General features: G+C 44.7%; 4 protein-coding genes and 1 pseudogene. 2 read left to right on the top strand and 3 right to left on the bottom strand.

Annotation, left to right across the window (positions count from 1 at the left end; all coding sequences use genetic code 11):
- Positions 1 to 230 (bottom strand): annotated as a pseudogene (locus GBV73_RS10130) (IS982 family transposase); the annotation flags it as partial.
- Between the two features lie 40 nt (positions 231 to 270).
- Complete coding sequence (locus GBV73_RS10125) at positions 271 to 498, bottom strand: hypothetical protein (protein WP_253910357.1); 228 nt, start codon at positions 496 to 498, stop codon at positions 271 to 273.
- A gap of 288 nt (positions 499 to 786) precedes the next feature.
- Here GBV73_RS10125 and acs point away from each other — a divergent pair, with 288 nt between their 5' ends.
- The gene (acs, locus tag GBV73_RS10115) at positions 787 to 2,175 is read left to right on the top strand and encodes an acetate--CoA ligase alpha subunit (protein WP_042697991.1); all 1,389 of its coding nucleotides are present in this window, start codon (positions 787 to 789) and stop codon (positions 2,173 to 2,175) included.
- 58 nt (positions 2,176 to 2,233) lie between these two features.
- Here acs and rgy read toward each other — a convergent pair whose 3' ends face one another.
- Positions 2,234 to 5,881, bottom strand: coding sequence for a reverse gyrase (rgy, locus tag GBV73_RS10110; RefSeq protein ID WP_152881133.1), 3,648 nt, complete (start codon positions 5,879 to 5,881; stop codon positions 2,234 to 2,236).
- 77 nt (positions 5,882 to 5,958) lie between these two features.
- Between rgy and GBV73_RS10105 the strand changes: the two genes are divergently transcribed.
- Positions 5,959 to 6,285: a hypothetical protein gene (locus tag GBV73_RS10105; RefSeq protein ID WP_152881135.1), complete on the top strand. Its 327-nt coding sequence runs from the start codon at positions 5,959 to 5,961 to the stop codon at positions 6,283 to 6,285.
- Positions 6,286 to 6,330: the final 45 nt, after the last annotated feature.

The raw sequence follows: 6,330 nt of genomic DNA, 5'->3' as shown, positions 1-6,330 counted from the left end.
GTTAGTTTGTTGTACCTGATTTTGGGGAACAGCTTCATTTCTTCGATTAGGACTCTGTAAGCGTGCTTGTAAACTCCGTTAAAGTGCAAGTGTGCTAGTATTGCGAAGGTTATTAGGTCGTAGAGGCTGATTATTTCCCTGTGAGTGTTTTTCGGGTAGTGTTTGCTGATTATCGGGTAGATTTCGGATTTTATGATCAGGATTTTCCTCTGAAAGCTCAATACAACCACCAATCAATCAAAAGACTTAAGTGCTTATAACTCTAACGATCTAATGGGAACTAGGGTTAGTGACTAGTATATTCGCAATAAGGAGCTTTGGGTCGCTAACATTGTAGGTTAGCTTGAAATTAAGGTATATCGAGTAGACGGTTAGGTAGAGGATGAAAAACAGGAATAGCATAATAACTGTATCAAAGGAAATCTCTAATGCTTTTCTAAAAAGCTTATGAATGTGAGTATACTGGGCGGTTTTCTCCTCGTCTTCCATCCTCGTCATTTTCATCAGCCTACCGGTGTGTTCATCACCCTCTCAGGGAGGGGAAGGGTCATCACCACTTTCTATTTTTTCTCTAGGACTTTAAAACATTGCCCTTTAACACTACAGTTTATCACAGTTTGTCGTTTTAATAACACTATGACTCCTGCAAACTACTTGTTCTCTTATTATTGTTGAAAACCATTGGTTCTTTAAACAAACGCCGATATCTAGGTCGTCAAATGAAGAAGAGAAAAGTTATAACTCCTCTCTCGCATTAACCTTTGTAAAGTTCATGAGGTGAAGGAAATGAGCCTAGAAGCACTTTTCAAACCAAAGAGCGTTGCCGTTATAGGCGCTTCTGGCACACCCGGAAAGATAGGATACGCTATTATGAAAAACCTTATCGACTATGGCTACGAGGGCAAAATCTATGCAGTTAACGTTAAGGGCGGAGAAATAGAGATCAGTGGAAGAAAATTCCCAGTATACAAGAGCATTCTCGATGTCCCTGATGAAGTAGACATGGCAGTTATAGTTGTTCCCGCTAAGTTTGTCCCACAAGTGGTAGAAGAGTGCGGAAAGAAGGGAGTAAAAGTCCTCCCAATTATAAGCTCAGGTTTTGGAGAGCTTGGCGAAGAAGGGAAGAAAGTCGAGCAGCAGCTTGTAGAGACAGCCCACAAGTATGGAATGAGGATACTCGGTCCAAACATCTTCGGTGTTGTTTACACCCCAGCCAAGCTCAACGCAACTTTCGGTCCAACAGATGTAATGCCTGGAAAGCTTGCCCTCATCAGCCAGAGCGGTGCCCTTGGAATAGCCCTTATGGGATGGACAATACTTGAAAAGGTCGGTCTTTCAGCTGTTGTTAGCGTTGGAAACAAGAGCGATATTGACGATGCAGACCTGCTCGAATACTTTGAGACTGACGAAAACACCGGAGCCATCTTGATTTACATGGAAGGTGTGAAAGACGGAAGAAAATTCATGGAAGTCGCAAAGAAGGTCTCAATGAAGAAGCCAATCATAATCATCAAAGCTGGAAGGAGTGAAAGGGGAGCCAAGGCAGCTGCTTCACACACAGGTTCACTTGCTGGTGCTGACAACATTTACACAGCAGCATTCAAGCAGAGCGGTGTTCTAAGAGCACTAACAATTGGCGAGGCTTTTGACTGGGCAAGAACACTTTCAAACCTCCCAGAGCCACAAGGAGAGAACGTTGTAATCCTCACAAACGGTGGTGGAATAGGCGTTATGGCAACTGACGCCGCTGAGGAAGAAGGATTGAAGCTTTACGACAACCTTGAGGAGCTCAAGGTCTTTGCAAACCACATGCCACCATTCGGAAGCTACAAGAACCCGGTAGACCTTACAGGTATGGCTGGAGCTGAATCCTACGAAGGTGCAATTAGAGATGCCCTGGCACACCCAGAGATGCATGCCATAGCAGTCCTCTACTGCCAGACAGCTGTCCTTGACCCAAGAGACCTCGCAAAGATAGTCATCAAGGAGTACGAGGCAAGCGGAAGGAAGAAACCGCTCGTAGTGGCAATAGTAGGTGGCGTTGAAGCCAAGGAAGCAATTGACATGCTCAACGAACACGGCATCCCAGCCTACCCAGAGCCAGAAAGGGCAATCAAGTCACTTGCTGCCCTCTACAAGTGGCACCACTGGAAAATGAAGCACAAAAAAGAGTGATTTCTTTTCTCTTCTCTTTTCATCTCAAGTTTTAAGAAGAAATGGGAAGAGAAGCAAATCAAGAAGCGATGTACTTCCTTATTTCCTTGTACATATCGTTCAGTATTTCCTGGTAATCTACCTTGTTCTCCTCCACGAGATCCATGAGCTCCTCCAGCTGTCTGGTCCTTTCTTCGCTTACGAGCTCCTTGTATTTGCTTATTAGGTAGTGATAGACCTTCGTACCAAGCTCTGTTGGCACCAACTTCTTCCTTCCCTTCGTTTCGATAACATAGTGTCTGTCCAAGAGAGTTTTGACGATCTTTGCATATGTAGATGGCCTTCCGATTTTGCGCTCCTTCATAAGGGCTATTATGTCTCCCTGGGTGAACAGAGGTACTTTCGGAGCCCTCCATTTCTTGATTTCCTTAACCTTAATTATCTGTCCCTTCTCAAGTTTCGGTATCTGCCTCAGTGGCGGAGCTCTGAGCTTTGTCCACCCATCGAAGAGTATCTCCACATAGCCTTCCACTTCCGCTTTTGCTACTTTTGCGTCGATAACGGCCTTTTCGTAGAGTATCTTTGCCGCTTTCATCTGGGAAGTCATAAAGCGCCTGAATATCATGTCATAGAGCCTAAAGTGGTCCCTTGTTAGACTTCTTGCCAGAGTTATTATCCCATCCCTCAGCAGCTGCATGAGCCTTCCGGTATCTATGGGTCTTGTGGGCCTTATACACTCATGCGCCCCTTCTTCTCCCCACTTCCTTGGAGCAAAGTAATCCTCGCCAATCTCTTCGGTAATGTATTCCTTAGCGACTTCAAGGCCGACGTTGCTTACGTGAGTGGAGTCCGTTCTTATGTAAGTCACCAGACCCAGTTCGAATAGGTCTTGGGCGAGCCTCATAGTGTAGTCGGTTGAAAATCCTAGGAATCTTGAGGCATCCTGGAGCAGAGTATCGGTTGTATATGGTGGGAGGGGGTTTAGTTCTCTTTCCTCCAGTTGGACATCTTCAACGACTACCTCTTGGACTTCTTCCTTAGCTCCCTCAAGCGTCACTTCCAGATCGTTTTCAAGGGTTAACCTCATGAAGTCGGTTTCGCTTTCCACGAATTCTCTGTATCTCTCTATGATCCAGCCCAGAACGGGAGTTTGGACTCTCCCAGCTGAGAGGTAAGTGTTCTCAAAGACTTCCCAGAGCTTCTGGCTGAGCTCGAACCCTATCCATCTGTCTTCTATTCTCCTCACGAGTTGAGCATTTACTCTCGCTTCGTTCACGTCTCTTGCCTCTTTAAGGGCCTTTAGAATAGCCGGCCTCGTGACTTCGTGGAACTCTATCCTCTTTATGGTTGGAGTATACGGAGAAAGAACGTTTCTTATGTCCCAGGCTATCTTTTCACCCTCAACATCGGGATCAGTTCCGATCAGTATCTCATCAACTTCTTGGGCAATTTCTCTCATTGCAACGACGTTTTCAAGGGCATCCCTCACATCCCTTGAGCCGCACTTGGGGCATACCCCCTTCTCTTCCCAGTCCACGAACTGATGGCCACAGTCTCTACAGCGCTTTAAGGTATCGTAAACCGGAATAAAGTAAAGCTTTCCGTCATTTTCCTTTATCAAAACTCCGTGGTAACCTTCTGTAGTAACGAGATCGAACATGTGCCCTCCGCTTGCCAGTATGGTGAGCATCAGATCGCCTATGCTTACTTCATATGCCACTAAATCCCCAATACGCCGCTTGCTTGGCTGTCCAAAGAAACCTGCAATGGTTCTAGCCTTGTTCGGTGACTCCACAATCATAAGGGCTGACTTTACGAGGTCTTTTGTCTTCTCCGCTATTTTGCCCTCCATAATGAGCCTAACTTTCTCCCTATCAGCGTCGATTTCTTTTAGTATCTCCTCCAAGTTGAGCTCATTGAAGGGCTTCATGTCAAACTCCGCAAAGCGCCAGCGCATTTGCCTCTTAAGTCCGTTGAGGATCTTTTCGTTATCCACTATTAAAACGCTGAGACCCTTTGTGATACCTCCAGCGAAAAGCCTCGAAGTTCTTCCCGTGGCCTGTATGTACGTTCTCACGTCGGGAATCTCTATGTACCATTTTCCTTCCTCTTTCTTGAGGCTTACAAATGGGTCTTCTTCTATCCTCTTTAGAACTTCGGGCTTTCTTAACACATTCCTGAGGAACTCAACGGCTTCTCTAAAGACCCCAAGAACATGATTTGAGAACCCTTCTAAGGGCAGTCCTTCTGCAAGTGCTTCCTCTATCTTCAGGATTTCAAATTGCGGGATGTTTCTTATGAGTCTCCTTAGTCTGGCATACAGCTTCTCTGCCTCTCTCCTATCTTCATCTCCGAGAAACTCCATGACTTCGCTCATTAACCCTAAAACCCTGTATATGGTGGGCTGTTCAAGGTCTATGCTGAACCGGAACTTTGGAACACCGGTGAATATGGCGTATCTTATTAGGTGGGGCAAATCAAGCCCTCTCACGATGGAACCGTAATACGTAGCAACGCCTATCAGGTAGTCAACCTCTCCCTTCTCGAATTTCTCAAGCCCCTTTTTGTTCCTCGCTGAGACCAATTCCACCTTGAATCCTAAATCCTGAAGGTACTTCGTCAGCTTCTCTGCATACGCTATTCCCTGATCAACCGGGACAAATATGAGTCCTCCAGGGCCTAAGGTTTCCAACAGCTCTTTGACATGCTCTTCTATGGGCTTTTCTGGGAAGAGATAGCTGTCCACGACGTTTCTCAGTGCAGATCTGCCGCTTCCCACTTCAAAATCGAGAAGCTCACGGTAAAGCTTTATTCTGTCCCCTCTTGCACTTCCTGTGGCGGATGCTACAATTAGAACTCCTATCTTATTTTCACGCTTGAACTTTCTAATCTCCTTCTCAATGGCATTTATCTGCTTGTTCAGCTCTTTTAGCTTTTCATTCTTGTCACTACTGTTGCCGTTGAGGTATTTCGCCATCTGTTTTTTGAGCTTTATAATTTCCCAGGCCTTTTGAATGATCTCTTCGGTAAAGCCGAGGAGAATGAGGGAGCGGTCTATGTTCTTTGAGGCTTTGAGGAAGGCATCAACGTCATCCACGAATATAAAGTCAAACTTTTTATCCTTTAAGAGGTCAAAATTCCTCGCTAAATACTGTGCAGAGGTTATGAGGACATCAAACTCTCCGCTCTGTATCTTCTGGAGCATTTCTTCCTTTTCTTTTTTCTTCATGTTTCCGTGGTAGTAAGCTAAGTTAACGCTTACCCCGGTTTTTTCTGCAAATGTCTGAACTCTCTTGATTGTTTGAATTACCAAAGGTGTTGTTGGCAGGACTATGTACGATTTTTTATTCTTTTTTGCATAATAAACTGACATAAAAGCCCCAAAAACGCTCTTTCCCATTCCAGTGGGGGCGATTATAGAAAAGCTCTTTCCTCTCACTAAACGTTTGACCCAGGTTTTTTGGGCGCTCCAGAAAGTGAAGCCAGTGGCTTTCTCGAAAAGTTCTTCAGCCTCTTTTAACTTTCTCTCAAGAGAATACAGTTCTTCCCAGTGTTTTAAAGTCCCTTTTAGCTTTAGGGCATCTCTAATCCCTTTTATCAGGTCAAAATATACCTCAGCTTTTATTTCCTCATCAAGACATACCTCGCAGGGATGCTTCTTGTATAAACGTGAGTCACTTATTCTATCCTCACAGTTAGGACACATGCCTCTGTATATGGCCTTCATATCACCACCTTCCGATGCTCTTTTAAGGGATGCAAACTTTATAAGACTTTTTTTGAAGGCCTCTTTTGGTGAAGTGCATGATAGTGGAAAAACTTAAGCTCACCGAAGAGCTTAATGAACAAGAGTACAACAAGGTGGAGAGAATAGTGGAAAAGCTGAGAAAAAAGTTCCCACACGTTATGGTGAGGGAATACAAAACACAGAAAAAACTGACTTTCCTTGATGTAGAGCTTACTGAAAGGCTTAATTTTGACATAACTCTCGGGAAAAGGAAAAACTATTTCGTTTCAGTTGAGATGGAGGGTACTAAGGCGAAGTATGCCTTCCAAATAATGAAGCTTCTTTTAGATGAAGCTGGAGTTGAGTACACCTTTACTTTTTCTTCTGAAAGCCTCGCCCTTTAGGGCGGGGATGCAGTAAACTACCCAACAGCCCTCAAACAGGAAAGC

Origin of the sequence: Thermococcus sp. 101 C5, from assembly GCF_009372125.1 — an archaeon.
Lineage (GTDB): Archaea > Methanobacteriota_B > Thermococci > Thermococcales > Thermococcaceae > Thermococcus_A > Thermococcus_A bergensis.
This window is presented reverse-complemented; position numbering and strand designations above follow the sequence as displayed.

Excerpts from the sequence above, each read along its gene's own strand:
- acs (WP_042697991.1), top strand. The coding sequence starts at position 787 with ATGAGCCTAGAAGCACTTTTCAAACCAAAGAGCGTTGCCGTTATAGGC.
- GBV73_RS10125 (WP_253910357.1), bottom strand. The coding sequence starts at position 498 with ATGACGAGGATGGAAGACGAGGAGAAAACCGCCCAGTATACTCACATT.
- GBV73_RS10105 (WP_152881135.1), top strand. The coding sequence starts at position 5,959 with ATGATAGTGGAAAAACTTAAGCTCACCGAAGAGCTTAATGAACAAGAG.
- rgy (WP_152881133.1), bottom strand. The coding sequence starts at position 5,881 with ATGAAGGCCATATACAGAGGCATGTGTCCTAACTGTGAGGATAGAATA.